This is a genomic window from Bacillus sp. AFS031507, from assembly GCF_002584635.1.
In the GTDB taxonomy this organism is placed as follows: Bacteria; Bacillota; Bacilli; order Bacillales; family Cytobacillaceae; genus Neobacillus.
Map to the genome: position 1 here is coordinate 46947 of NZ_NUOW01000028.1, position 23936 is coordinate 70882.

Annotated in this window: 21 protein-coding genes and 1 riboswitch; of the genes, 16 read left to right on the forward strand and 5 right to left on the reverse strand. The window is 36.9% G+C overall.

The genetic code is table 11. From position 1 onward, the window contains the following. Positions 1-60 precede the first annotated feature (60 nt). Positions 61-540, forward strand: coding sequence for a 23S rRNA (pseudouridine(1915)-N(3))-methyltransferase RlmH (gene rlmH, locus COE25_RS23535; protein ID WP_098934358.1), 480 nt, complete (start codon positions 61-63; stop codon positions 538-540). 100 nt (positions 541-640) lie between these two features. Here the strand turns inward: rlmH and COE25_RS23540 are convergent, their stop codons facing one another. From COE25_RS23540 to COE25_RS23555, 4 genes are all read right to left on the reverse strand, one after another. Then, on the reverse strand, positions 641-2581 hold the full coding sequence (locus tag COE25_RS23540; protein ID WP_098934359.1) for an ABC transporter permease: 1941 nt from the start codon (positions 2579-2581) through the stop codon (positions 641-643). After that, positions 2571-3332: an ABC transporter ATP-binding protein gene (locus COE25_RS23545; protein WP_098934360.1), complete on the reverse strand. Its 762-nt coding sequence runs from the start codon at positions 3330-3332 to the stop codon at positions 2571-2573. The genes COE25_RS23540 and COE25_RS23545 overlap by 11 nt, the downstream gene beginning before the upstream one ends. Before the next feature lie 99 nt (positions 3333-3431). Beyond that, on the reverse strand, positions 3432-4436 hold the full coding sequence (locus COE25_RS23550) for a sensor histidine kinase (protein ID WP_098934361.1): 1005 nt from the start codon (positions 4434-4436) through the stop codon (positions 3432-3434). Beyond that, the gene (locus COE25_RS23555) at positions 4433-5125 is read right to left on the reverse strand and encodes a response regulator transcription factor (RefSeq protein WP_098934373.1); all 693 of its coding nucleotides are present in this window, start codon (positions 5123-5125) and stop codon (positions 4433-4435) included. The genes COE25_RS23550 and COE25_RS23555 overlap by 4 nt, the downstream gene beginning before the upstream one ends. Before the next feature lie 263 nt (positions 5126-5388). After that, a riboswitch (SAM riboswitch) is annotated at positions 5389-5493 on the forward strand. Between the two features lie 82 nt (positions 5494-5575). Here COE25_RS23555 and mmuP point away from each other — a divergent pair. From mmuP to COE25_RS23625, 15 genes are all read left to right on the forward strand, one after another. Continuing rightward, entirely contained in the window at positions 5576-6985 is a 1410-nt protein-coding gene (gene mmuP, locus COE25_RS23560) for an S-methylmethionine permease (RefSeq protein ID WP_098934362.1), read from the forward strand. Beyond that, positions 6960-7907, forward strand: a complete 948-nt coding sequence (mmuM, locus tag COE25_RS23565) for a homocysteine S-methyltransferase (protein WP_098934363.1) — start codon at positions 6960-6962, stop codon at positions 7905-7907. Before mmuP ends, mmuM begins: the two co-directional genes overlap by 26 nt. A 510-nt stretch (positions 7908-8417) precedes the next feature. Further along, positions 8418-8996, forward strand: a complete 579-nt coding sequence (locus tag COE25_RS23570) for a biotin transporter BioY (protein WP_098934364.1) — start codon at positions 8418-8420, stop codon at positions 8994-8996. Positions 8997-9045: 49 nt separating this feature from the next. After that, complete coding sequence (locus COE25_RS23575) at positions 9046-10512, forward strand: AMP-binding protein (RefSeq protein ID WP_098934365.1); 1467 nt, start codon at positions 9046-9048, stop codon at positions 10510-10512. After that, positions 10508-11602 (forward strand): acetyl-CoA C-acyltransferase, encoded by a 1095-nt coding sequence (locus tag COE25_RS23580; RefSeq protein WP_180247585.1) that lies wholly within the window; start codon positions 10508-10510, stop codon positions 11600-11602. The genes COE25_RS23575 and COE25_RS23580 overlap by 5 nt, the downstream gene beginning before the upstream one ends. Continuing rightward, positions 11599-11994, forward strand: coding sequence for an FAS1-like dehydratase domain-containing protein (locus COE25_RS23585; RefSeq protein ID WP_098934367.1), 396 nt, complete (start codon positions 11599-11601; stop codon positions 11992-11994). The genes COE25_RS23580 and COE25_RS23585 overlap by 4 nt, the downstream gene beginning before the upstream one ends. Beyond that, on the forward strand, positions 11991-12347 hold the full coding sequence (locus tag COE25_RS23590; RefSeq protein WP_098934368.1) for a MaoC/PaaZ C-terminal domain-containing protein: 357 nt from the start codon (positions 11991-11993) through the stop codon (positions 12345-12347). Before COE25_RS23585 ends, COE25_RS23590 begins: the two co-directional genes overlap by 4 nt. A gap of 327 nt (positions 12348-12674) precedes the next feature. Next, positions 12675-13361: a response regulator transcription factor gene (locus COE25_RS23595; RefSeq protein ID WP_088084844.1), complete on the forward strand. Its 687-nt coding sequence runs from the start codon at positions 12675-12677 to the stop codon at positions 13359-13361. Continuing rightward, a complete protein-coding gene (locus tag COE25_RS31825) occupies positions 13348-13902 on the forward strand; it encodes a hypothetical protein (protein ID WP_257208938.1) in 555 nt (184 codons plus the stop codon). Before COE25_RS23595 ends, COE25_RS31825 begins: the two co-directional genes overlap by 14 nt. After that, entirely contained in the window at positions 13899-15416 is a 1518-nt protein-coding gene (locus COE25_RS23600; protein WP_257208939.1) for a HAMP domain-containing sensor histidine kinase, read from the forward strand. The genes COE25_RS31825 and COE25_RS23600 overlap by 4 nt, the downstream gene beginning before the upstream one ends. Positions 15417-15695: 279 nt before the next feature. After that, positions 15696-17294, forward strand: a complete 1599-nt coding sequence (locus COE25_RS23605) for a glucose PTS transporter subunit IIA (protein ID WP_098934369.1) — start codon at positions 15696-15698, stop codon at positions 17292-17294. A gap of 61 nt (positions 17295-17355) precedes the next feature. After that, the gene (locus tag COE25_RS23610; RefSeq protein WP_218964338.1) at positions 17356-19692 is read left to right on the forward strand and encodes a helix-turn-helix domain-containing protein; all 2337 of its coding nucleotides are present in this window, start codon (positions 17356-17358) and stop codon (positions 19690-19692) included. Between the two features lie 333 nt (positions 19693-20025). Then, complete coding sequence (locus COE25_RS23615) at positions 20026-21468, forward strand: MFS transporter (RefSeq protein WP_098934370.1); 1443 nt, start codon at positions 20026-20028, stop codon at positions 21466-21468. 60 nt (positions 21469-21528) lie between these two features. Then, positions 21529-22716: an amidohydrolase gene (locus COE25_RS23620; RefSeq protein WP_098934375.1), complete on the forward strand. Its 1188-nt coding sequence runs from the start codon at positions 21529-21531 to the stop codon at positions 22714-22716. Positions 22717-22881: 165 nt separating this feature from the next. After that, complete coding sequence (locus COE25_RS23625; protein WP_180247583.1) at positions 22882-23655, forward strand: IclR family transcriptional regulator; 774 nt, start codon at positions 22882-22884, stop codon at positions 23653-23655. Between the two features lie 98 nt (positions 23656-23753). On the opposite strand, the gene COE25_RS23630 is transcribed toward COE25_RS23625, so the two are convergent. Beyond that, the coding region (locus tag COE25_RS23630) for a 3D domain-containing protein (RefSeq protein WP_180247584.1) at positions 23754-23936 on the reverse strand (183 nt) is incomplete at its 5' end.

Below are 23936 nucleotides of genomic sequence, written 5' to 3' on the forward strand. Positions count from 1 at the left end.
ACTTCTGTGGATATCTTGTTTGTAAGCTGTTTGTAATCAAGTTGTAAAGGGCTGTGGATTGTGAATATCTCAATTGTTACGGTTGGTAAATTGAAAGAGAAATATTTAAAACATGGTATTGAGGAGTATTTAAAACGACTGACTGCCTATGCAAAAGTTGATGTCATTGAAGTTGCCGATGAAAAAGCACCTGAAATATTAAGTGAGTTGGAAATGGTGCAGGTAAAGCAAAAAGAAGGCGAAAGAATTTTAGCAAAGATTAGCCAAGATACATATGTAATTGCCTTAGCGATTCAGGGGAAATTAGGCTCATCCGAGGAACTTGCTGATTCATTAGACAAGCTAGCTACCTATGGAAAAAGTAAGATTGCCTTTGTGATCGGCGGGTCATTGGGCTTGAGTGACGAAGTGATAAAAAGATCCAATGAGCGGCTTTCTTTTTCGCGGATGACCTTCCCCCACCAATTGATGAGGCTCATACTCGTTGAGCAGATATATAGAGCGTTTCGGATTAATCGGGGTGAACCGTACCATAAGTAAATGAGATTTTTAACAGCTGAATGTAAAAGCTTAAAGATTATGAGATTATTATAAATTTGGCTCCAGCCATATTAGACTGGAGCTTTATCATTTTCTATTATTAAAGTGCTTCTTTTATTACTTTTTTGTAATAGAGTACGGATAGTATACCGAAAATGGAGTATAATGCGGTATATAATAACATGACCATAATCATCGGTGTCCATAATTCAGTACCAAACATGAACCAACCAGATTTTACTGCAAAATAACTATGGGCTAAGCCAATGACTAAAGGGATACCGAAATTAAAGATTTGCTTTGCTTGAATGCCTCTTAACAAATCCCCTTGTGTGAATCCAAGCTTTCTTAATATCGTATAATTTGGTTTTTCTTCTTCGCTCTCATCCATTTGTTTAAAGTATAAAATACAACCAGATGTAACTAAAAAGGTTAATCCTAAAAAGCCAACGATAAACATGATAAGTCCCATGTTTCTTTGCTGATCATTGCTCATTTCTAGACGTGAATGATTTTTACCATTAAAAGTCATATTTTGAAAAAGATCATTCGCTTCTTCCAAATTACCTTCATCTTGCAAAACAATTCCAATATAAAGAGTCGATTCTTTTTGAATTTCTAGGTTAATATCTTTTTTTAATCGCTCAAAAATAGTTTCGTCCACAATTGCTAGGGGTAATCCACCGCTTGTAAAATAGTATGATACGATGTATTCCTTCCTTAAGCCTAAATATTTTTGAGGTATCACTTCATTTTTCCCTTTTAATTCTATTTGACCTGAACTTTTTAGTGGCATAAATTTTTGTAGTAAATCATTATAACCTGTAAAAAGGGTTTCCCCTGCAGATAAATTAACACTATTGGCGTCCTTGTCACTGATGACCGGAATAGTCATATTCCTTGGATCAGAATTCATATCCTCTAATTTTGATTCAGCTATTTTTTCTATGTTTGCATTTACCTGAATGACATCAATCATTTTTTCGTTATACTTAATTTCATTTACTTCTAATGCTTCTTTGAAATTTTCAGCATCTTGTTTATTTGTAATTGAAAAGTCAGCTACTACATTATTTTGGGTTAATCTTTCTGCTGAGTAGTGTGAAATATAGCTTAAGGATAACAAGCCGATAGCAAGTGCAGATACAGTCGTAATAATGGTTAATAATAAAGCATTTGATTTCATCCGAAACATGATGGATGAAAGAGACAATACTTCATTAATAGTTAAATAACCATCTTTCTTTTTTCGTATAACATAAAAGATAAATCGAACAGATCCTTTGTAAAAAAGATAAGTCCCGATAATAACGGAGGCTAAAATGAAGACCATGGCTAAGAATAGTTCAGTCATTGTTGTAAAGTCGCCACCAAATAATTTAGATGAAATATAATAGCCTAAAAGGATCAATAAGATGCCTATAATTCCGTAGATCATTTCAAAAATGGACACTTTTTTTACTTTTTCTTCAGTCGATGAAAGAACTCTAAATAGAGATAAGATACTTTGTCTTTTAATAAATAAAAAATTTATCAACATGATAAAAAAATAGATTATAGTAAAAACAACAACAGTTTGAATCAATGCTTCTGTTGAAAATCTTAATGTGGCGACGTCCTCAACACCGGTAATTTTAAATAAGATCATCATGATTAATTTTGAAATCGAAAACCCGATAAAGATTCCAATAAATAAGGAACCGAAATATAGAATAAAATTTTCAAGTGTAAGAATGCGAAAGATTCTGCTTTTTGTCATTCCTATTAACTGAAATAAACCAATTTCTTTACTGCGTCGTTTAATAAAAATGTTATTGGCGTATAAAAGAAAAATGGAGACAATCGCAACGAGTAAGACGGATGCTGTCTTGATTGCAGCTGCCCCTTTAATTGAACCTTTTGTTGCATTCATTGCAGGATCAAATTGCAGTGTGACAAAGGCAAAATACAGTGCCACTGTAAAAACTAGGGCAAAAACATAGAGATAATAATTTTTTACATTCTTTTTCAAATTTTGTAGGATGAGATGATTAATGCTCATTTTGCACCCCGCCCAATACACCTTGTGTTTTCATGATGTCATGAAAGAAATCCTGTCTCGATTCTTCACCCTTCGTTAATTGAGTATAAATTTGACCATCCTTAATAAATATGACCCGGTTGCAATAGCTGGCTGCGACTGCATCATGAGTGACCATTAGTATAGTGGCATTTCGTTTTTGATTTAAATCGCTTAGTTTGTTTAACAAATCGGAAGCTGATTTTGAATCAAGTGCCCCAGTTGGTTCGTCAGCGAAAATAATGCTTGGTTCATGAATAAAGGCTCGAGCTGCAGATGTACGTTGTTTTTGACCACCGGAAACTTCATTTGGATATTTATCTTTTAGATCATTAATGCCGAGCTCTTTAGCCAATGTATTAAATTTCTCATCTGCTTCTCTCTTGGACGTTTTTGTAATCGATAATGGTAATAGAATATTTTCTTTGACTGTTAGGGTATCTAATAAGTTATATTCTTGAAAAATAAAACCTAAATGATTTTTTCGGAATTCTGCTAATTGCTTTTCTTTCATAGCTGTCATTTCTTTTCCTTCGATATAAATTGTCCCGCTACTAACTTTATCAATTGAGGAAAGAATATTAAGTAAGGTTGTTTTCCCTGAACCCGAGGCACCCATGATACTCACAAATTCCCCTTTTTTAATGCTAACATCTAGACCCTTCAGTACTTCTTGTTTGTTAAATTTATTCCCATAGCTTTTATGAATTTTTGTTGCTTCTAAAATGTTCATTTCCACACACCCCTTGATTTGATAGTTTTATTATAAAAGGCTTTGTACTTCATTTCCTTCGATTGACGATACAAAAAATAAAAGCATGTGACAATTTTGTCACATGCCTGAAATATGAAGGAATTGATTTCTTTTCGGAAAGATTAAAGTAAAAGTGGTTCCAACTCCTAGTTTTGAATGTACGTCTATCTTGATTAATAATGGCTTTGCTGCTTTTTTTGCTAAATATAATCCCATGCCTGTTGCCGCATTATCTTGATGTTTTGCAGTTGATGTAAAGCCCTTATCAAATATGCGCGGCAGATCCTTTGGGTCAATGCCGCGTCCAAAGTCCTCTACCTCAAGGATGGTTTGTTCATTTTTTGGGTAAGTTTTAATGATGATATCGGATGCCTCGCTATATTTTATGGAGTTTGTTAAAAGTTGTCTGATGATAAACGCTAGCCATTTGGCATCGCTAAGGACTTCTTTAACCTCGGTATGTAAATCAAAGCCAATTCCTTTTTGAATACACCAAGATTGTAAATCTTTAATTTCCTTAGTTATTAAGACTTTTATATCTGTAACCTCTATATATAAATCATTTTCTATAAATGGTATACGTTTCTGATGAAGCTGCTGGTCAAGTAGTAGATGAATTCTTAACCATTCATAAATTAAATTCGATTTCATTGTTCCATTGTCTAGTCGATCAATCATTAATCTCATAGCTGTTAACGGTGTTTTTACTTCATGAATCCAAGATAATAATTCATCTTTCTCCTGCTCTAAGGACATCAAATTATGGGAAGCAATCTGTTTCAACCATTCAGTCTGGTTCGTAACACTATTCTCGATAATTACTTCAAAAGGACTCTCTGCATTTGAGATACTCGTTAAATCAAGATTATTTTCCCAAGTCTCTACACTTTTGTAAAAGTTTGTTTCCTTATTGTAGCGGATGATTAAAAAGATGATGAAAATAATCATTGATATAAAAACAATATAGACGATAGACATTAACGGTATTGTTGGATCAAAATAAGAGACAACGATGATTAGAAATTGTAGAAATAAAAAGAGAATAATCCAGCTGCGCCTTTCAATTAAATATTTTTGAATCATCTAAAACCAGCCTCTTCTTTAGCGATATAACCTTGACCAACTTTTGTTTCAATAAATTGTCCTAAACCAAGCTCATCCAGTTTTTTTCGTAAACGATTAACATTGACAGTTAAGGTATTATCACTCACAAAGCGCTCATCATCCCATAAGCTTTTTATCAACTCTTCTCGACTAACGATCTTATTTCTTTGTTCAATAAGCAGTTTTAAGATAAAAATTTCGTTCTTTGTTAGCTCTACCGAACCTGAGTCATTTGTGACAGTATTTTTCTCATAATCGACTGTTGCACCATACCATGTTTTAAGTAAGATTGGTTTATTATTGTAATTATATACTCGGCGAAGAATAGCCTGTATTTTTGCAATGAGAACATCAAAATGGAAGGGCTTTTGAATAAAGTCGTCCGCTCCCAGTTGCATAGACATAACCATATCGGTAGGATGATCACGTGAAGATAAAAATAGAATAGGAACGTTCGAATTGGATCGAATCATTCGACACCAATGGAAACCATCAAATTTTGGTAATTGAATATCAATAATGACTAATTCAGGTTTGATAATTGTAAATTCTTGAATTACTTTACTAAAATCATCAATACCGTAAACATCGTAAGACCACCCAGCCAACCTTTCTTTGATTTCATTAAACAATGTTTTATCATCTTCTATTAACAATAACTTAAACAAGGTAATCACCACACTTTTTACTTTTCCTTAATTAAATTGTATAGTAAAAATTTTCTGTGTGCCAGGGTGGAGGAATTTAATCGTAAATTGTTCTCATTTAGATACATACGGTGAACCGTATCATAAGTAACGGCGAAATTTTTACTTGAATTTATATTAGATAAGCATAATTATAATATTTTTGCTTATAAGGTTTTAAAATTTAAAAAACTCAGAAATATATTGACAATTATTTAATAGATTGATAAAGTTTAAAAAAATATTTCTTATCCAGAGAGGTGGAGGGACTGGCCCTATGAAACCTCAGCAGCAGGTCTAATAAGACACTGTGCTAATTCCATCGGGTGTGATGCCTTGATAGATAAGAGCCACGTTATTATTTGTCAGTAACGTACTCATTTATCTGAGTGCGTTTTTTGTTTTTCTGGATGTAGGAAAAAGGAGACTATGATGGAGAAGAAAAGCCAGCAAAAATTTCAAAGAAAAATGCAAACACGGCATTTAGTTATGCTATCGCTCGGCGGGGTGATTGGAACAGGATTATTCTTAAGTTCGGGTTACACAATCCAACAAGCTGGCCCGTTTGGGACCATTCTCTCCTATCTGATTGGTGCACTAGTGGTTTATCTCGTCATGCTATGTTTAGGAGAGCTTTCCGTACATATGCCTGAAACTGGTGCCTTTCACAGTTATGCGACTAAATATATTGGACCAGGGACTGGGTATACAGTTGCTTGGTTGTACTGGCTAACCTGGACTGTTGCTTTAGGTTCTGAATTTACGGCTGCAGGATTATTAATGCAGCGATGGTTTCCATCCATTAATGTCTGGATTTGGAGTTTGCTGTTTGCTATTTTGGTTTTTGTCTTAAATATACTGACGGTTAAGTTTTTTGCTGAATCTGAATTCTGGTTTGCGTCTATAAAGGTAATAGCGATTGTTCTGTTTATTGTTGTAGGAGCAGCGGCAATGGTAGGTTTTGTTCCGATGACTCATTCCCAATCGGCACCGTACTTCTCTAATTTTACAAGTGCAGGTTTATTTCCTAATGGTGCTTTTGCGATTGTCATGACAATGCTTGCGGTTAACTTTGCCTTTTCAGGAACGGAATTAATAGGAATTGCAGCGGGGGAAACAGCAAATCCGGAAAAAACGATACCAAAGGCCATTCGTACAACATTGTGGAGATTGATTATCTTTTTTGTAGGAACGATTGTTGTATTATCTGCATTATTGCCTACTTCAGATGCAGGAGTATTAGAGAGCCCCTTTGTTGCCGTTCTTGAACAAATTGGCGTACCATATGCAGCGGATATTATGAACTTTGTCATATTAACAGCCATTCTATCTGCTGCAAACTCAGGTCTTTATGCCTCTTCAAGAATGCTTTGGTCACTAGCAGATAAGAATACGATATCACCCATTTTTACAAAATTAACAAAACAAGGTGTTCCAATATATGCAGTCATTTTTAGCATGTTTGGCGGTGGTTTAGCTTTGTTCTCAAGTATTATTGCACCAGATACAGTGTATATCGTACTTGTATCTATTTCGGGCCTAGCTGTGGTGGTAGTTTGGATGAGTATTAGTGCTTCACAGTTTTTATTTCGCAGACAATATATTAAAGATGGAAATTCCGTAAAGGACTTGGTTTATCGTACACCATTCTATCCTTTGATACCTATCGCTTCCTTTATCCTTTGTCTTGCTTCATGTATTGGAATCGCATTTGACCCTACACAACGAATTGCCTTATATTGTGGCATTCCATTTATATTGTTTTGCTATGCAAGTTATTATTTAACCCAAAGTTTAAAGAAAAGAGGAGTAGGTTATGTCCAACAAAAACAACCCTATTAAGGCTATTTTATCCGAACATTCCATTATGCTACTGGACGGAGCGTTAGCCACAGAGCTTGAGTCGCATGGGTGTAATTTGGACGATCCCCTCTGGTCTGCACGCGTATTACTAGAAAATCCAGAATTGATTTATGAGGTTCATTCTGACTATTTCCGTGCTGGAGCGGACTGTGCCATAACGTCAAGCTATCAAGCAACCATTGACGGCTTTTCCAAGCGTGGTATCCAAGAGAAAGAAGCTTTAGAACTAATTAAGAAAACGGTGTTACTTGCGAGAAAAGCAAGAGATGATTTTTGGCAGGAAAATTCACAACCCAATAGACCTAAGCCATTGGTTGCCGCATCCGTTGGACCTTATGGGGCTTACCTAGCCGATGGTTCAGAGTATGTGGGAAACTACGGTGTTACAGATGAAACATTAATAGACTTTCATCGCACAAGAATGTCAGCGTTGATTGAAGCAGGTGCTGATCTATTAGCATTTGAAACGATTCCTTCCCTGCAGGAAGCGAAGGTATTAGCTTCATTGTTGAAGGAATTTCCAGATACATATGCCTGGCTATCCTTTTCTTTGAAAAATGAGAAAGCGATAAGTGACAGTACGCCGCTGGCAGAGTGTGCGAGAGTGTTTGATGACAACGAACAAATTGTTGCCATTGGTCTCAATTGTGCACCAGTGACAATCGTGACGGAAGCTATCAACGAGTTGCGAACAAACACCCAAAAAACGATTATTGTTTATCCGAACTCTGGTGAAACCTATAATCCAGAAACTAAAACATGGCATGGTCAAGAATTATGTAATGGGCTCGACTTTAAATCTGAAGAATGGTACCTTGCAGGGGCACGACTAATAGGAGGATGCTGCAGAACAGCACCTCATCATATTGAAGAGATTTCAAAAAAGTGGCGAACTTCTTAATTATTTAGATCGATACGGAGAACCGCATCATAGGTAAATGAGGTTTATTTCTAATAATAAAGAAACCGGAAAATTCTATCGATTTTTTTTGGCAATTAACAAATGTATTTTATGGAAGTAACTCAGACGTTACAACCTGATAAGTAAGTGAGGTTTACCAATAGGATGAACTCATGGCTTGGTATGCTTACCAAGCCATTTTTTTATGCTTTATTCAACGTAAGCAGCACATTCAAAAGTCTCGCTATACTGTAATTTCAAGAAAAAACTTAGAGATTAGAAGAAAACTAATTAGTGAATCACTATAAGTTTGTATGTTATCTTGTATGATTTTTTGCATGAATACTGAATTACCTTCCTTGTAAAATTACTATCAATAACAAATCCATACTATTTTGAATAATAACGTTTTAAATGTTAACCAGATTTAAAACTAGGTTGACATTTAATTTGAGAATCATTATTATCATAGTTGTAAATAGTACATATTGATTATTAGGAGAGATAAGAATGAAAATTAAAGAAATTACCTTTGTAGCAGTGTTTGCCGCTGTCATGGGTGCTCTAGGAGTAGTTCCGCCTATTATGCTTTCTTTTACACCAGTTCCCATTACATTACAAACTCTAGGTGTCCTTCTTGCGGGAGGGGTATTGGGAGCAAGATTAGGGGCGATGAGCCAAACGATCTTTTTATTACTTCTCGCTGCTGGAATGCCTCTTCTATCTGGAGGAAGAGGTGGACTAAGTGTATTTGTCGGACCAAGTGTTGGTTATATAATTTCATGGCCTATTACGGCTTTCTGTATTGGTTATCTACTATCACGTTTTCAAACTTTAAAAATACAACATATTTTATTTATTAATCTGACGGTTGGAATTCTATTAATCTATTTAATTGGAATTCCTATCCAAGCATTTATGATGGGCATTCCTCTTTTAAAAGCTGTTCAGTTAAGTTTAATTTATATCCCAGGGGATGTCTTAAAAGCCATACTAGCTTCTATTTTAGTTTACAGACTAAGAAAACACCCAGTTTTTTCACGCGCATTAGCAACAAGTTATTCCAATAACTTATCTAAAAATATCTAAATCTTAAGAGGCACCAGAATGTGTCTCTTTTTTATAGAGGAGATATATCATGGGAAATATTACAGAATCATACAAGACTTTCGCAAAATTATCCCCAGACAAAATCGCAATCCATACGAATCATCAACAAATCAGTTATCAAGAATGGTATGAATTAATCAATCAAACAGCGAACTGGCTTCATTCTCTTCATTCAGAAAATAAAACAATAGGAATCCTTTTGCCGAACGGTATCCCTTTCCTACAGCTCTTTGCAGGAGCCTCCAAGGCAGATTGGATTGCTGTTCCATATGATTTGAAATGGAAGATAACCGAATTGGAAAAAAGGGTGATACTTTCACATCCTTCTATCATTGTCACAACTAGAGAAATTTACTCTCAAATCGAACAAAGTATTCCTAATGTAATGATTTTGGATGATAGTTTACAGGAAATCTCTCAGTTCGATCCTACAACTGTATTGAAAACGGAAGGAAATCTGCCTTTTTACATTGGATTTACATCTGGTACAACCGGAAAACCAAAAGCATTTGTTCGCTCGCAAGATTCGTGGGTGGCTAGCTTTGATTGCAATCGTTTTGATTTCGGGTTAGAAGAATCCGATCATGTTCTTATTTCTGGAGCCTTAACCCATTCTCATTTTCTGTATGGAGCCATTAGCACTTTGTATTTAGGTGGAACCGTCTTTCTTTTAGAAAAGTTCTCTCCTAATAAAGGACTATCATGGGTACATTCCTTTCCAATTACAACGATATATGTAGTTCCGACAATGGTAGAAGCATTCTTGAAAGAAGGAATCCAAGTCGATAAGTCTATAAAAATTATTTCATCTGGTGCAAAATGGTCGGATAGATCGAAATTAGAAATCCGTAATATGTTTCCTAACATGACTATGTACGAGTTTTATGGGGCTAGCGAATTGAGTTTCATTACTGTACTTCCCGATAGAGAAGGTATTCAGAAGGCTACAACTGTCGGAAAGCCTTGTTATGGTGTAGAGGTACAAATACGGCGTCCAGATCAGGAATTAGCAAAGCCAAATGAGACCGGAAAAATATATGTAAGAAGTAAATTGATGATAAATGGGTACTTGGATCATGCTGGAAGGTCTATTCATTCTATTCAAGATGAAGGGGGCTGGGCCACAGTCCATGATATGGGGTATTTTGACGAGGATGGCTTTTTATATATTGTAGGTCGTGAACAAAATATGATTTTATATGGAGGAATAAATATTTTTCCTGAAGAAATAGAAAAAGTGATTTCCTTACATCCAGATGTCGAAGAAGTTGCTGTAATAGGCCTATCAGATTCGTATTGGGGTCAGGTTGTTGCTGCGGTAGTGAAAGGAAAGGGTAGCCAATTAGAGTTAAAAAGATTTTGTAAGACACATTTATCTTCTTACAAAATTCCACGTAAGTGGTTTTTTCTATCTGAAATGCCATATACAACGAGTGGCAAGATAGCTCGTGCTGAGCTAATAAAACAAATGGAAAAAAAGGTGGTCAATGATTAAAAGAGCGGTAATTGTCGAAGCGAAACGAACACCAATTGGAAAAATGGGTGGAATCTTACGAGATATTCAGCCACATGAGCTTGCAGCTCCTATCCTCCAACATTTAGCGAATGGATTGGAGGAAAAGATAGAAGACATCATTTTGGGAAATGTAGTTGGACCAGGTGGAAACGTAGCTCGAGTTGCTGCATTAGAAGCAGGACTTCCTCTTTCTGTACCGGGAATCACAATTGACCGTCAATGTAGTGCAGGGTTAGAGGCGATTCGAATGGCATGTTATTTTGTCCAAGGCGGAGCTGGCTGTTGTTATATCGCTGGTGGTGTAGAAAGTACGAGTACCTCTCCGTTTCCATCTAGAGCAAGATTTTCTCCTGAAAAAATTGGCGATCCAGATATGGGCGTTGCAGCAGAATATGTGGCTGAAAAATATGCTATTTCAAAGGAAATGCAGGATGAATATGCGCTTTTAAGTTATAAACGTAGCTGGGAAGCTTACGAAAAAGGATATTTTAATCAAGAGATCATTCAAATTGGAGATCTCCACCAAGATGAAGAATTTTTTAGGAAAAGAAAGATGGAAGTACTTTTAAATAGGATGAAGCCAATATTTAAAAAGAACGGTACGGTTACTGCAGCGAACAGTTGTGGGATACATGACGGGGCTTCAGCTGTACTTGTCATGGAAGAAAACATGGCATTAAATAATGGATTCCAGCCTATTTTACGATTTTTGGATAGTGAAGTCTCAGGTGTACTTCCGAATTATCCAGGAGAAGCCCCTATTCCGGCTATTCAAGACTTAATAAAAAGAAACCAGTTATCCATTGAGGATATTGACCTAATTGAAATAAACGAAGCTTTCTCCTCTAAGATTGTTGCCTGTACAAAAGAACTTTCTATTTCTTATGACAAGTTAAATGTGGGCGGAGGTGCTTTAACGATAGGACATCCTTATGGGGCTTCGGGAAGTATCATGATCACGAGGCTTTTCTACGAAGTACAAAGACGAAAGGATATTAAATATGTACTAGCCGCGATTGGGAGTGGTGGAGGAGTCGGAGTAGCGGTCCTATTCGAGGTGGTAACATGAAAACTAAGGAACATGAGATTATTTTTAATAAAGAAGATGTGCAACAAATTGTCCAATTGATTGGTGATCTAAATCCTATCTATCAGAGTTCGGAGAGGGCAAAAGACTATGGTTTCGAAACGATTCCTCTTCATCCAACAATGCCAATGATGGCTTATAAATGGATTGCCCCCCCATGGGAGCTGCAACATCCTATTATTCATCGAAAACAGAAATGTATTCAGCATCAGAGAATGTATATTGATGAGGTCTATAGAGCGATAGTTGAAGTTACAGATCAATTTCAACGTCAAAACCTTACTTTTATTAAACAAACGCTATATTTATATAATAGGGATGGAAAACTTTGTTTTGAAGGAATATCTGATTTGATTTTGGGTGGTTTGTCATGAATATGATTACCTTTCAAATTACCGAAAAGGACGTTGAACAATATGCTGTCATTTCCGGTGATTACAATCCAATTCATTTAGATATGGAGGCGGCGAAACAACAAGGATTCACTAATAAAATTGCCCATGGAATGTTAACAGTGGCCAAAGTGTTAAGTGTACTTTCGAATGAATCTCTCATTCCTCAAGTGTTGTTGAATCAGTATGAATTTACCTTTATCTCCCCTGTTTATGTGGGAGATCTAGTAACACTGACTATCAAACAAGCGGAGAATAAAATAAGAGTAGAAGGAAAATGTGGAGAAAAGATAGTCGTAAAAGGATGTTTAATAGTAGTTAGAGGAAATCCCTGATGATTTATACTGGATCCTGGTCCCAATCCTGTTCAAAAGTAACTAAGGAAAATATAAATAAAAGTTTTTCTGATAAAGTAGTCTTTAGGGCTGCTTTTTTTTGTTTTTCAGCGCCCTTATTTCACTGAGCATCGCCCCTATTAAAAAACGTTAAGAAATTCTTAAGAAATCTATCCATAAATTCGTATGATATATCCGTTACTATTAACTTCATCAGCATTCGGTTCCCGCCAGCTTTTGTTTATGTTTGCCGAAAGATGTAAAGTACATGAAAATAAATAATAAAGGGGAGTTGGGATTTCCAATAAATTTAGAGGAGTGGCTTACATGAACATATTGGTTTGCGATGATGATCAGGCAATTGTGGATGCAATCGGAATTTACCTGGAAAACGAAGGCTTTTCAATTTTCAAAGCTGCCAACGGACTAGAGGCGATTGAACTTATAGGTGATCAGGAGATTCATCTAATTATCATGGATATTATGATGCCTAAAATGGATGGAATAAGAGCGACTATGAAAATTAGAGAAGAGAATAATATACCATTGATTATGCTTTCAGCAAAATCTGAGGATTACGACAAAATTTTAGGATTAAATATAGGAGCAGATGACTACATAACCAAGCCTTTTAATCCCTTGGAGCTGATCGCAAGAGTTAAATCACAGCTGAGAAGATATACAACATTAGGAAGTCTTGAAACCAAGAGCCATGTATATCGGTCGGGAGGGCTCGTGATTGATGATGAAAGCAAAAACATCTCTGTTGATGGAGAGGCGGTCCATCTTACACCCGTGCAATATAAGATCTTAAAACTTCTGATTGCTAACGCCGGAAGAGTGTTCTCCATCGAAGAGATTTATGAAAAGGTATGGAATGAACCATCCTTTAGTCCGGAAAATACAGTAACTGTTCATATAAGAAAAATTAGAGAGAAAATAGAAATCAATCCGAAAGAACCTAAATATTTAAAGGTGGTGTGGGGAGTTGGATATAAGGTTGAAAAAATTTAGTCATTCTATTACAACAAAACTAATTGTTTTTATCATCATGATTGCTTTGTTTGTAGGTGCCGTAAAGGCAATTGGCGATTTAGTTGTGGCGAATGATGGGGATATTGGAATCGTTTTTGAGGACAATTACTTTCTAAGTAAGTCATATATAATGGAAAGTGAAATGCTTGTAAGTGACCTCACGAGGCTGGTGGGAGAATATAAAACTGAAGAACATATTTTAAAGGGCGGGACTATTAGTAAGGAAGAATTAAGAATCGAAGTGCAGGACTTATTTTCTGATTATCAGTTGGATTCAAAAAATTATAATCCAAATCTTAACGAAGCGGAGAACTACGAAAAGTTTAAAGTGGAGAATGCTAAAAAAATAGCCCAGGTAAAGGATAAGCTGATAAAGAGGGATTTAGGAGAATTCCATTTACTGTTGCAAAGTATAAAAGGGGTTAAAGATCCATTATTTTATGCAAGCGATGGCATAAATGTATTTACGAACAGCACGATGAATGAAAGGGAAAATTTAAAAGCTATCCATCTTATATGATGTTTGATGGATATAAAACAGAGGTCTATCCAAAAAAAGTAGAAGCGAATAAATACTTGGATTGGGTTTCAGTGCAAATAGATGACTTGGGCCCAGAAAACCATATGATTTATATTGCTTTTACGAAGGATTTTTTAAATTCGAAAATAAATACGTGGAATGAAAATAAAGTAAATGCTACAAAAGCCTTTTATCATTTTCTAGGATTCTTAGCAGGATTTATTATATTCTTTTTCTATCTGATGCTTGTGAGCGGTAGAAAGTTTTTTAAGGATGAGGAACTTCACCTGCATCCAGTCGATAAATTATATGTTGATTTAAACCTCGTGTTATGTTTAATGCTATTGATGCTATGGGCTGCCATTCTTGCCGAGATGGGCATTCAAAACGTCTCCAAATGGGCAGTTTTAATCACAATCCCAATTTCTGTAGCCGTGTTTTCGTTCGTATTCTCACTAGTGAGGCATATGAAGAATAGAACGTTCTTCAAGCATACTTTAATCTATCAAATTATTTTTAGGCTGGTTCAATTTGTAAGAAATGTTTATGATAGCGGAAGTGTCGGAGTAAAGACAGTGCTCATTGTAATTGGGTATCCACTATTGATTGCTTTAACGTTCTTTATGTTCCCGGTCACCATAGGGATTGCTGCCTGGTTTACCTTAAAGAAAGTCCAGTCATTTATTGCTATTAGAGATGGGGTAAAAAGAATAAAAGATGGAGATATTACTCACAGCATTGATGCTGGTGAAAAGGGGGAGTTTGCCAGTCTTGCTGCTGATATTAATAGCATCACAGATGGGTTGAAAAAAGCTGTGGACAGCGAGCTGAAAAGTGAGCGGTTAAAATCGGAGCTCATCACCAATGTATCCCATGACATACGTACACCTTTAACATCCATTATCACTTATGTGGATCTATTGAAGAAAGAAAGGAACCCATCAAAGATAGAAGAATATATGGAAGTACTGGATCAAAAATCTAAAAGACTAAAAATCCTGACAGATGATTTATTTGAAGCAGCAAAGGCCTCCAGCGGAACCATTCCGGTACAGTTGGAGCGAATCGATATTGGTTCGTTAATCATCCAGGGGCTGGGAGAAGTAAGTGAAAAGATTAACGAGCTGGAATTAGAATTTAAGTTCAATCAACCTGTAAAAAAGGTCTATATTGCAGCTGATGGAAAATTATTATGGAGATCGATTGAGAACGTATTATCCAATATTTTTAAATATGCTCTTAAAGGGTCAAGGGTCTATATTGATATTGAAGATTTAGGTAACGAAGCCTTGCTTACCTTTAAGAACATTTCGTCTTATGAGTTAAATATTTCAGCAGATGAATTAATGGAGCGTTTTAAAAGAGGCGATGAATCTAGATCCAGTCAAGGCAGCGGGCTGGGACTATCCATTGCAAAAAGCCTGATTGATGCACAAAAGGGGAAATTTGTAATTCAAATTGATGGGGATCTATTTAAGTCCATGATTTTTATGCCTAAACATAGCAATGAGTGATTGATCAATTACATTTCCGTTTGCCTGTTCCACGTGAAACATATAGGAATGATAAGAAAAACCGCCACTTAGACATGTGCGGTGAACCTTACCATAAATAACTGCTAAAATTTGAGCCTCTCGTTTGGTAATGAGAGGCTTTTTTATATAGTTTAAAAAATTTTTAAAAAAGGGTTATCTTCGTTTGAATTCTACCTTTTCGGAAATCATAAGATAAGGTTTCTGCTTATAAAAAATAGTTTTATCTAAGGTGAAATTTCAAACAAGGAGATCAAAAAAATGAATGCGATTAATACGAATGATGCTTCTATAGAAAAAAAAGAAACGGTCATGAATAAAATTTTAGGAGCAATCAGTGGAAGTTTCGCGCCTATTTTAGGGGTACTTGCTGGATCCGGATTAATTTCAGCCTTATTATCCATTTTATCGACCTTAGGATGGTTATCTGCTAAAAGCGGAACCTATGCCATTCTTTCTGCAGCTGGACATGCTGTTTTTTATTTCTTCCCAGTTTTTCTAGGGATTACATTAGCCTTAAAACTGGGAGCCAACGGCTATGTTGGTGGTGCGATCGGTGCAGCACTTTTGGAACCGCATTATACGAGTTTAGTTGAAGCAAATGCTCAAAACGTAGATTTCTTAGGGATTCCTGTTATATTAGCAAATTATTCTTCAACCGTTTTTCCAATATTAATGGCTGTTTCCATATATTCCGTATTAGATAAGTTTTTGAAAAAAGTAATTTATAAAGACTTACAAATGTTTCTAAATCCACTTATCTCATTAATGGTGATTGTTCCTTTAACCGTACTCGTATTTGGTCCTTTTGGTACATATGTGGGCGGGGCCTTAGCAGTGGTTATCAAATTTTTAAGTTCAAAAAGTGGAATGTTAACTGGAGCGGTGATGGGAGCTGCATGGTCATTCCTGACTATATTAGGCCTCCACTGGGCCATAATTCCAATATTTATTGCAAATCTTGCGACTGGCGGTGATCCGCTTAGCGCGATGATATCAGCTGCTCCTTTCGCTCAAATCGGGATGGGTCTTGGGGTGTTCTTTAAAACGAGAGATAAAAATTTGAAAACGCTAGCTGCATCAGGGCTTATCCCTAGTGCCTTGGCAGGTACAACAGAAATCCTTACATACGGTATCCTAGTACGTTACAAACGAACGATGCTTTTTGTTGCAGTAGCCGGAGCAATTGGCGGAGCGATTAATGGGGCACTTGAAGTAAAAGGGACGGCATTTGCTCTTCCAAGTTTCTTGTCGATTCCTGTATTTACACCAATCGGAATATATTTAATGGGTACTTTAACGGCATTAGTTATCGCATTGGTTCTGACACTTGTATTTGGATATGAAGGGAAAAGCGACGCAGTCCCTGCCAAAACGGTGAAAGAATTTGGACTAGCGAATGTAAAGAGAGAAACCATTTTAAGTCCATTAAGCGGGGAAATTGTTCCATTAAGTGAAATTAGCGATCCGCTTTTTTCAACTGAGACGGTAGGTAAAGGAATTGCGATTGAACCAACAAACGGCGAAGTGATCTCACCCGTTGATGGAACGGTTACCACTCTATTTCCAACCGAGCATGCCATTGGGATTACATCAGAAGATGGGGCTGAAATCTTAATTTGTATTGGGGTTGATACTATTAATTTAAAAGGTCAATTTTTCACTTCTCAAGTAAAACAATGGGATAAAGTGAGAAAGGGCGACTTGCTAATTCAATTTGACATTGAAAAAATTAAAGCTGCAGGCTTTGATGTAAAAACTCCTATAGTCATCACTAATACCAATCAATATGTTGATGTTGTCCCAGCAATAGATGGGAAAGTCCGGGCAAAAGATGAATTAATCAAGCTGGTTGTATAAATGAAAACTCGCCGATTGGAGTGTCCGTTAAGACAGTTCACATTTGTTAGGGGTGAGTGGGTTGGATCCATTGTCAGATTTTCAAATATTATTTCAACATATTGAGTTACTAGTTCCTAGAGTAAATAAAGGGATTCAATTTATTCTGGTAATTAGTGGTAAATTATTAATAGAAACATCTAGTCGCTTTTATCATATGGTAGAAAATGATTTGCTTGTCATTAATCGTAATCAGCTTTACCAGGTCCAGGGGAGTGAAAATAATAGGGTAATGATACTAACCATTTCGGATGCCTTCATGGACCATCATTACGGGGACTATCGAAATCGGCGATTTGACTGCTATTCTAGAGAAATTGATCTGGGAAGAGAAGATATGATTTTTTCAATTCGCAAGCTACTTGCAAATGTGATGATTAGTTATTATAGACAAGATGAAAGCTATCGAATTGAGGTGAAAAGCTATATCTGTCAAATGTTACTTATCCTGATTCGTAGTTTTAAAGAAGAAGGCAGTGTTCTTGAGAAAATGGATACCGGGGATCTGCGTTTATCGCAAATCATTGACTATATGGAAGAAAACTATGACCAGATGATTACATTAGAGGAGATTGCTAAGAAATTTTTTCTTTCAACAGGCTATCTATCCCGCTATTTTAAACAGAAAATGGGGATGGGGTTTAGTCGTTTTTTAATGAATATCAGGCTTAAGCATAGTATGAAAGATTTGCTTTATACGTCTGACTCCATTTCGCAAATCGCCATGAATAATGGCTTCCCAAATACAAAGTCTTTATCAACTTTTTTTAAAGAAGTGTACGGAATGACCCCTCATGTATATCGAGAGAGCCATCCTGTACAAAAAGAAGATTCCGTTCAAAGCTATAGCAAAGAAGATGCTTCAAATCTTGTCCAATCACCAGAAATTGTAGCAAAATTAAGCAGCATGATTTTAGATGAACAAAAACCCTATACCCATTCAGAGACAAGATATGAAAAGTTGCCGGTAAACTTGTCCAAACCTGTGGCAATGAAATTAAATTGTCCTAATCACATTCTTAATATTGGAGAAATTATTGAATTATTAAAAGAAGATGTCCGATCTCAAGTACTAGATGTGAAAAAGGATTTGCAATTAAGGTATATCGGAGTTCGTCATCTTTTTAGCAATACAGCCATTCCTCCTGAGGTGGAGACAGATGAAGAGATTCCGACAACATCTCCGTATTTTAATATTGATAGTGCTTTGGAATTCATGAAAAAGCATGATTTATCTTTGTTTGTACGGGCCGATTATATGGATATTTCGAGAAATGAAGAGGGATATTTTACAAAACTCAGTCAATTCATCAGACATTGTTTGCAACTGTACGGAGAATTGTTTATTAAGCAATGGCATGTGATGTTTTATGAGCCGTACTATACTGGAGTCGAAGCAAAAGAACTTCAGAGGGTGTATATAAAACTTCACGAAGTATTGAAAACAATTATCCCATCCATTCAGGTAGGAGTGTATATGCCTTTTTCTTTCCGTAAAGAAAAGACAAGTGATAATCATGCATGGCAGCTAGATTATGGCGTGTCTATTGATTTTATCGGTTATAACGCTAACCAAAATGAGGTCATTGATTTTAAAGAAATGGCGGATACCAAGTTCGATTTAGCAAAGGATTATATTAAAGAAAAAACCGATAAGATGAAGTATTATTTAAAAAGGAACAATATGGAAAAACCGCTTCATCTCGTATCATGGAACACGTTGTCTGGAAATACTAGGTATACGAACGGCACTTTTTTTCGAGGAGCATTGGTCTTGAAAAATGTCTTAGATATAGCCAGTGACGTGAAAACAGTTGCTCTCTGGATTAATACCATCGTACATGAAGATGCAGGAAAAGATAAGCGATATCGAATGGATGGCGTTGAATTATTCCATTATCTAAACGGAAAACGCCCAGCGTATTTTGCATTGATGTTTTTAAAACGCCTACATGGCGAGATTGTTGCACATGGTCAGGATTACGTAATGACAAAGAATGAGCGGGGATATCAATTGATTCTGATGAATTGTAATATCATCAATCCGTATTTCTCCGTTGAAGAGACCTTTCTTCAAAAACTCAATAAAGAAATTCACGTAACAATTACTGGAATGCCTAAAGGGGAATATCAAATACGCAAGCATGTATTTGATAAAGATCATGGAGCTTTGTATACAAAATGGTGGAACTTGAACAGTAAGCATGGTATGGATGCTGAAATTATTGATTATATTATTAATTCCAGCAGGCCTTCCTTAGAAATCTTCGATGAATCCATTGAAGATGATTGGTCATTTTATTCCTATTTAACAAGCAATGCTGTTCACTTTTTCGATATTCGAAAAACCTATCGATAAGATTGATACATAAATATCGAAATGAGGACAACCTAAAAGGGTCTAACCCCGCGGCCTTATACACTTGAAATGTATATAGGATGGCGGGTGTGGACCCTTTCCTTGTTGGGAATGGCAAAAATCGACCCTATTATTTTTACCTCATAAAACTGCAGGTTAATTATTTTACACTTTGTTATGTTGATTTACATAAAAATTGACTCACTTAAATACGCTTAAATTTTTATAATCAAGGTATAGAAACACAACCATGTGTTCCTGTTAGTTATTAAGTGCTTTAAGGTTCATTCATTAGGAGAATACAAACTTAATAAAAGTGTAGGGGGTTTAACCATGGAGACAAATTATAAAGGTACAGATAAGATGATCACAGGGATTGTGTTCGGCGTTATCACATTTTGGCTTTTTGCACAAGCAATGGTCAATGTGGTCCCGGCCGTTCAAGAAGATTTGGGGATTACATCCGGAACATTGAATATAGCCATCAGCTTAACAGCCTTATTTTCTGGAATGTTTATCGTAGCGGCTGGTGGGCTCGCAGATAAAATTGGCCGCAAAAAAATTACCTATCTCGGGTTAATTTTAAGCGTTGTCGGTTCCCTTTGCCTAGTATTAGCGCAAGGAGCGACATTGTTAATTATCGGACGTATCATTCAAGGACTTTCCGCAGCTTGTATTATGCCATCAACGATTGCCTTAATGAAAGCTTACTTTGATGGAAAAGACAGACAACGTGCCCTTAGTTACTGGTCCATTGGATCTTGGGGCGGTTCAGGGGTATGTTCGTTTGCAGGTGGTGCCATTGCAACTTATATGGGATGGAGATGGATCTTTATCTTCTCTATTGTATTTGCCCTTCTCGCCATGTGGCTGATTAAAGATACACCTGAAAGTAAAGCAGAAGGAACCGGTGAGTTTAAATTCGATTATAGTGGTTTAGCTATCTTTATCGTCACCATGATCGCATTAAACGTTTTTATTACATTTGGTGCGGACTTAGGCTGGACAAGCCCAACTTCCATCATCTCTGCCATTATTACCATTATTGGAGCTATTGTCTTCTTCAAAGTTGAAAAAAGGAAAAAGATTGCACTAATTGATTTCTCTTTATTTAAAAATAAACCATACGCAGGTGCCACATACTCAAACTTTTTGTTAAATGCGGTAGCCGGAACGCTCGTTGTGGCAAATACGTATGTTCAAGTCGGTCGAGGATTCACTGCATTTCAGTCAGGGATGCTATCCATTGGATACTTAGTGGCGGTGCTTGGCATGATTCGTGTCGGAGAGAAAATCCTTCAAAGAGTGGGTGCGAAATTACCAATGATTTGGGGCGCTGTTATCACGACTGTTGGTGTAGCGGTTATGGGTCTAACCTTCTTGCCTGATTTTGCTTATACCGTTGTCGTATTCATTGGGTTTGCCTTATTTGGTCTTGGACTTGGGGTATATGCGACGCCGTCTACAGATACATCCGTATCCAATGCCCCATCCAACAAAGTGGGTGAAGCAGCTGGGATTTATAAAATGGCAAGCTCACTAGGCGGAGCATTCGGTGTTGCCATTTCCGCAACGGTTTATAGTTCAGTTGCAGCGGCTGGAAGTGTTGAGACTGCTGCATCCATTGGGATCATTGTAAACGTGATTTTTGGGGTACTTTCTATTCTTTCGATTATGATTATGGTTCCTAATAGTGCAGGAAAACCTTCAGAGGCTTCATCGACAAAGTCAAGACGCACACCAAAACCAAAACCAACACCGTCAGAAAGTCACTAATTGAAAGAATAGAATGGAGATTCCTTTCATTCTTTGCCATCAAAAGGGGAGACGAAAATGATGAAAAGCGAATTAATGAGCATGTTAGAATCACGTAATGAAGAAATAATCAAAATCCGCCGCCATTTACATGAAAATCCTGAGGTCTCTTTTAAAGAGGAGAAAACGGCTCAGTATATTGCAGATTTTTATAAAGGGAAAGATGTTGATATACAAACGAATGTTGGAAATGGTTATGGTATGATCGTAACGATTAAAGGTGGAAGACCTGGAAAAACCATTGGTCTTCGTGCTGACTTTGATGCACTTCCAATTGTAGAAGAAGCGGATGTGCCGTTTAAGTCAAAGAATGAAGGTGTCATGCATGCGTGCGGACATGACGGACATACGGCTTACCTGTTAGTTTTGGCTGATTGCTTAATTCAATTAAAAGACTCCATCCCAGGTACCATCAAAATCATTCACCAACATGCAGAAGAAGTTCCGCCAGGTGGGGCAAAAAGTATTGTCGAATCTGGCTTGATTGATGACTTAGATGCCATTTATGGCATTCATTTGTTACCGATGGGACCTGCGGGAACTGTAGGATATCATGCGGGGTATTCCTTCAATGGACGAGCTTACATGAAATTGAAAGTTCAAGGAAGAGGTGGACATGGTTCCTCTCCTCATTTAGCTAACGATGCCATTGTTGCTGCTGCACATTTTGTTACAGCTGCTCAAACCATCGTTAGCCGCAGATTAAGTCCATTCGATGTCGGTGTGATCACAATCGGATCCTTTGATGGAAAAGGGACATTCAACGTAATCAAGGACAGCGTCGAACTTGAAGGCGATATTCGCTATATGACTGTAGAAACAAAAGAAACGATTGAGAAAGAAGTTAAACGGATTGTAAGAGGAATTGAAGAAGAATTTGGCGTAACATGTGAGCTTACTTATGCCCCAGATTATCCACCTTTATACAACAACCCGGAGCTTACGGCAATGGTTGCAGAAAGTTTACGAAGCATAAATGATAAAGATATAAAAGAAGTAAAAGAATTTCCGGCTATGTCTCCATCCGAAGACTTTGCTTATTATGCTGAAAAATTCCCTGCCTGCTTCTTTTACATCGCATGCACACCAAAAGGAGTAGAAAATCCTTACTTCAATCATCATCCAAAATTTGATATCGATGAAGATGCACTCCTAGTAGCTGCTAAAGCTGTTGGACAAGTGGTTTGCAGTTATTATCAATTAGATTAAAAAATTTAAAAAAACCTATCACATCCGCCATTAGATTCAGTATGTGATAGGTTTTTTTGCATGGACAGTGACACGATATTAGTACCACCTTTGTAGAAACTGGATGCCATTTGACCAATTTCAGTTATAATAGAAGGAATGGATTGGAGGAAGGAGTTCATATTTTTGAACAACGATAAACAGGATAAAACGAAAACATCCAATATTCAAGTGATCACTCGTGCGGCTAAAATACTAAGGGCTCTTAGAGACCATCCAAAAGGATTAAGCCTATCGAAAATTGCTAAAGAAGTAGGTCTGGCCAGATCGACGGTTCAAAGAATTGTGACTGCTCTTGAACAGGAGAGGTTAGTTTCAGCAGCTTCCGCTAATGAAGGTTTCTGTCTTGGGCCAGAGATTGCGTTGCTAGCGGCTGCGGTCCAGAGTGATCTAAGAGAAGAAGTCAGGCCATTTTTAATAGAACTATCACGTCAAGTTAATGAAACGGTAGACCTGTCCGTTTTAGATAACAGTAAGGTGCTTTTTGTGGATCAAATAATCGCACCGCATCCATTGCAAGCAACTTCACAACCTGGTGCGTCTTTTCCATTACATTGCACGGCAAACGGAAAGGCGATACTGGCCTCCTTACCTATAGCAGAGGTTGAGAAATTAATACCGCTGGACATGCAACAGTTCAATGATCAGACAATTACAAGTCGGTATGAACTGTTAAAGGAATTAGAAGTGGTTCGTAAAGAGGGAGTAGCTTTTGCCAGGGAAGAGCATATTCAAGGAATTTGTGCAGTGGGCGCAGTTATTTTTGATCGAATGGGAAATTTAAGTGCTATCTCGATTCCGCTCCCCTCCATTCGTTTTTATGGCAATGAAGAGAAGCTAGCGGCTGCCCTCCTTCATACATGTCAAACGATTAACCAGCACTTTAATAACAAATATTGAAGGATGGATATCATTGATCTTCGTTATGGCTAAAATGAAAAAGGACCACGAAATGATATTTCGGGTCCTTTGAATCTTCTGGCTAACATACGGGTATGTTAGTTTAAAATGGTTACCTTTAATTGTTTTACCCCAAAATTGATGGCATCTTGTTCAGCAGGAATAAAGACATCAATTCGATTGCCTTTAATAGCCCCGCCAGTATCTGCAGCCGTTGCTTCACCATAGCCTTCTACATAAACTTTACTGCCAAGCGGTATTACCGATGGGTCAACTGCGAT

Bases quoted from the DNA above. Each gene is read 5' to 3' on its own strand.
- COE25_RS23545 (WP_098934360.1), bottom strand. From the start codon at position 3,332: ATGAACATTTTAGAAGCAACAAAAATTCATAAAAGCTATGGGAATAAA.
- COE25_RS23585 (WP_098934367.1), top strand. From the start codon at position 11,599: ATGAAAACTAAGGAACATGAGATTATTTTTAATAAAGAAGATGTGCAA.
- COE25_RS23595 (WP_088084844.1), top strand. From the start codon at position 12,675: ATGAACATATTGGTTTGCGATGATGATCAGGCAATTGTGGATGCAATC.
- mmuM (WP_098934363.1), top strand. From the start codon at position 6,960: ATGTCCAACAAAAACAACCCTATTAAGGCTATTTTATCCGAACATTCC.
- mmuP (WP_098934362.1), top strand. From the start codon at position 5,576: ATGGAGAAGAAAAGCCAGCAAAAATTTCAAAGAAAAATGCAAACACGG.
- COE25_RS23620 (WP_098934375.1), top strand. From the start codon at position 21,529: ATGAAAAGCGAATTAATGAGCATGTTAGAATCACGTAATGAAGAAATA.
- COE25_RS23600 (WP_257208939.1), top strand. From the start codon at position 13,899: ATGATGTTTGATGGATATAAAACAGAGGTCTATCCAAAAAAAGTAGAA.
- COE25_RS23590 (WP_098934368.1), top strand. From the start codon at position 11,991: ATGAATATGATTACCTTTCAAATTACCGAAAAGGACGTTGAACAATAT.
- COE25_RS23615 (WP_098934370.1), top strand. From the start codon at position 20,026: ATGGAGACAAATTATAAAGGTACAGATAAGATGATCACAGGGATTGTG.
- COE25_RS23550 (WP_098934361.1), bottom strand. From the start codon at position 4,436: ATGATTCAAAAATATTTAATTGAAAGGCGCAGCTGGATTATTCTCTTT.
- COE25_RS23575 (WP_098934365.1), top strand. From the start codon at position 9,046: ATGGGAAATATTACAGAATCATACAAGACTTTCGCAAAATTATCCCCA.
- COE25_RS23570 (WP_098934364.1), top strand. From the start codon at position 8,418: ATGAAAATTAAAGAAATTACCTTTGTAGCAGTGTTTGCCGCTGTCATG.
- COE25_RS23540 (WP_098934359.1), bottom strand. From the start codon at position 2,581: ATGAGCATTAATCATCTCATCCTACAAAATTTGAAAAAGAATGTAAAA.
- COE25_RS23605 (WP_098934369.1), top strand. From the start codon at position 15,696: ATGAATGCGATTAATACGAATGATGCTTCTATAGAAAAAAAAGAAACG.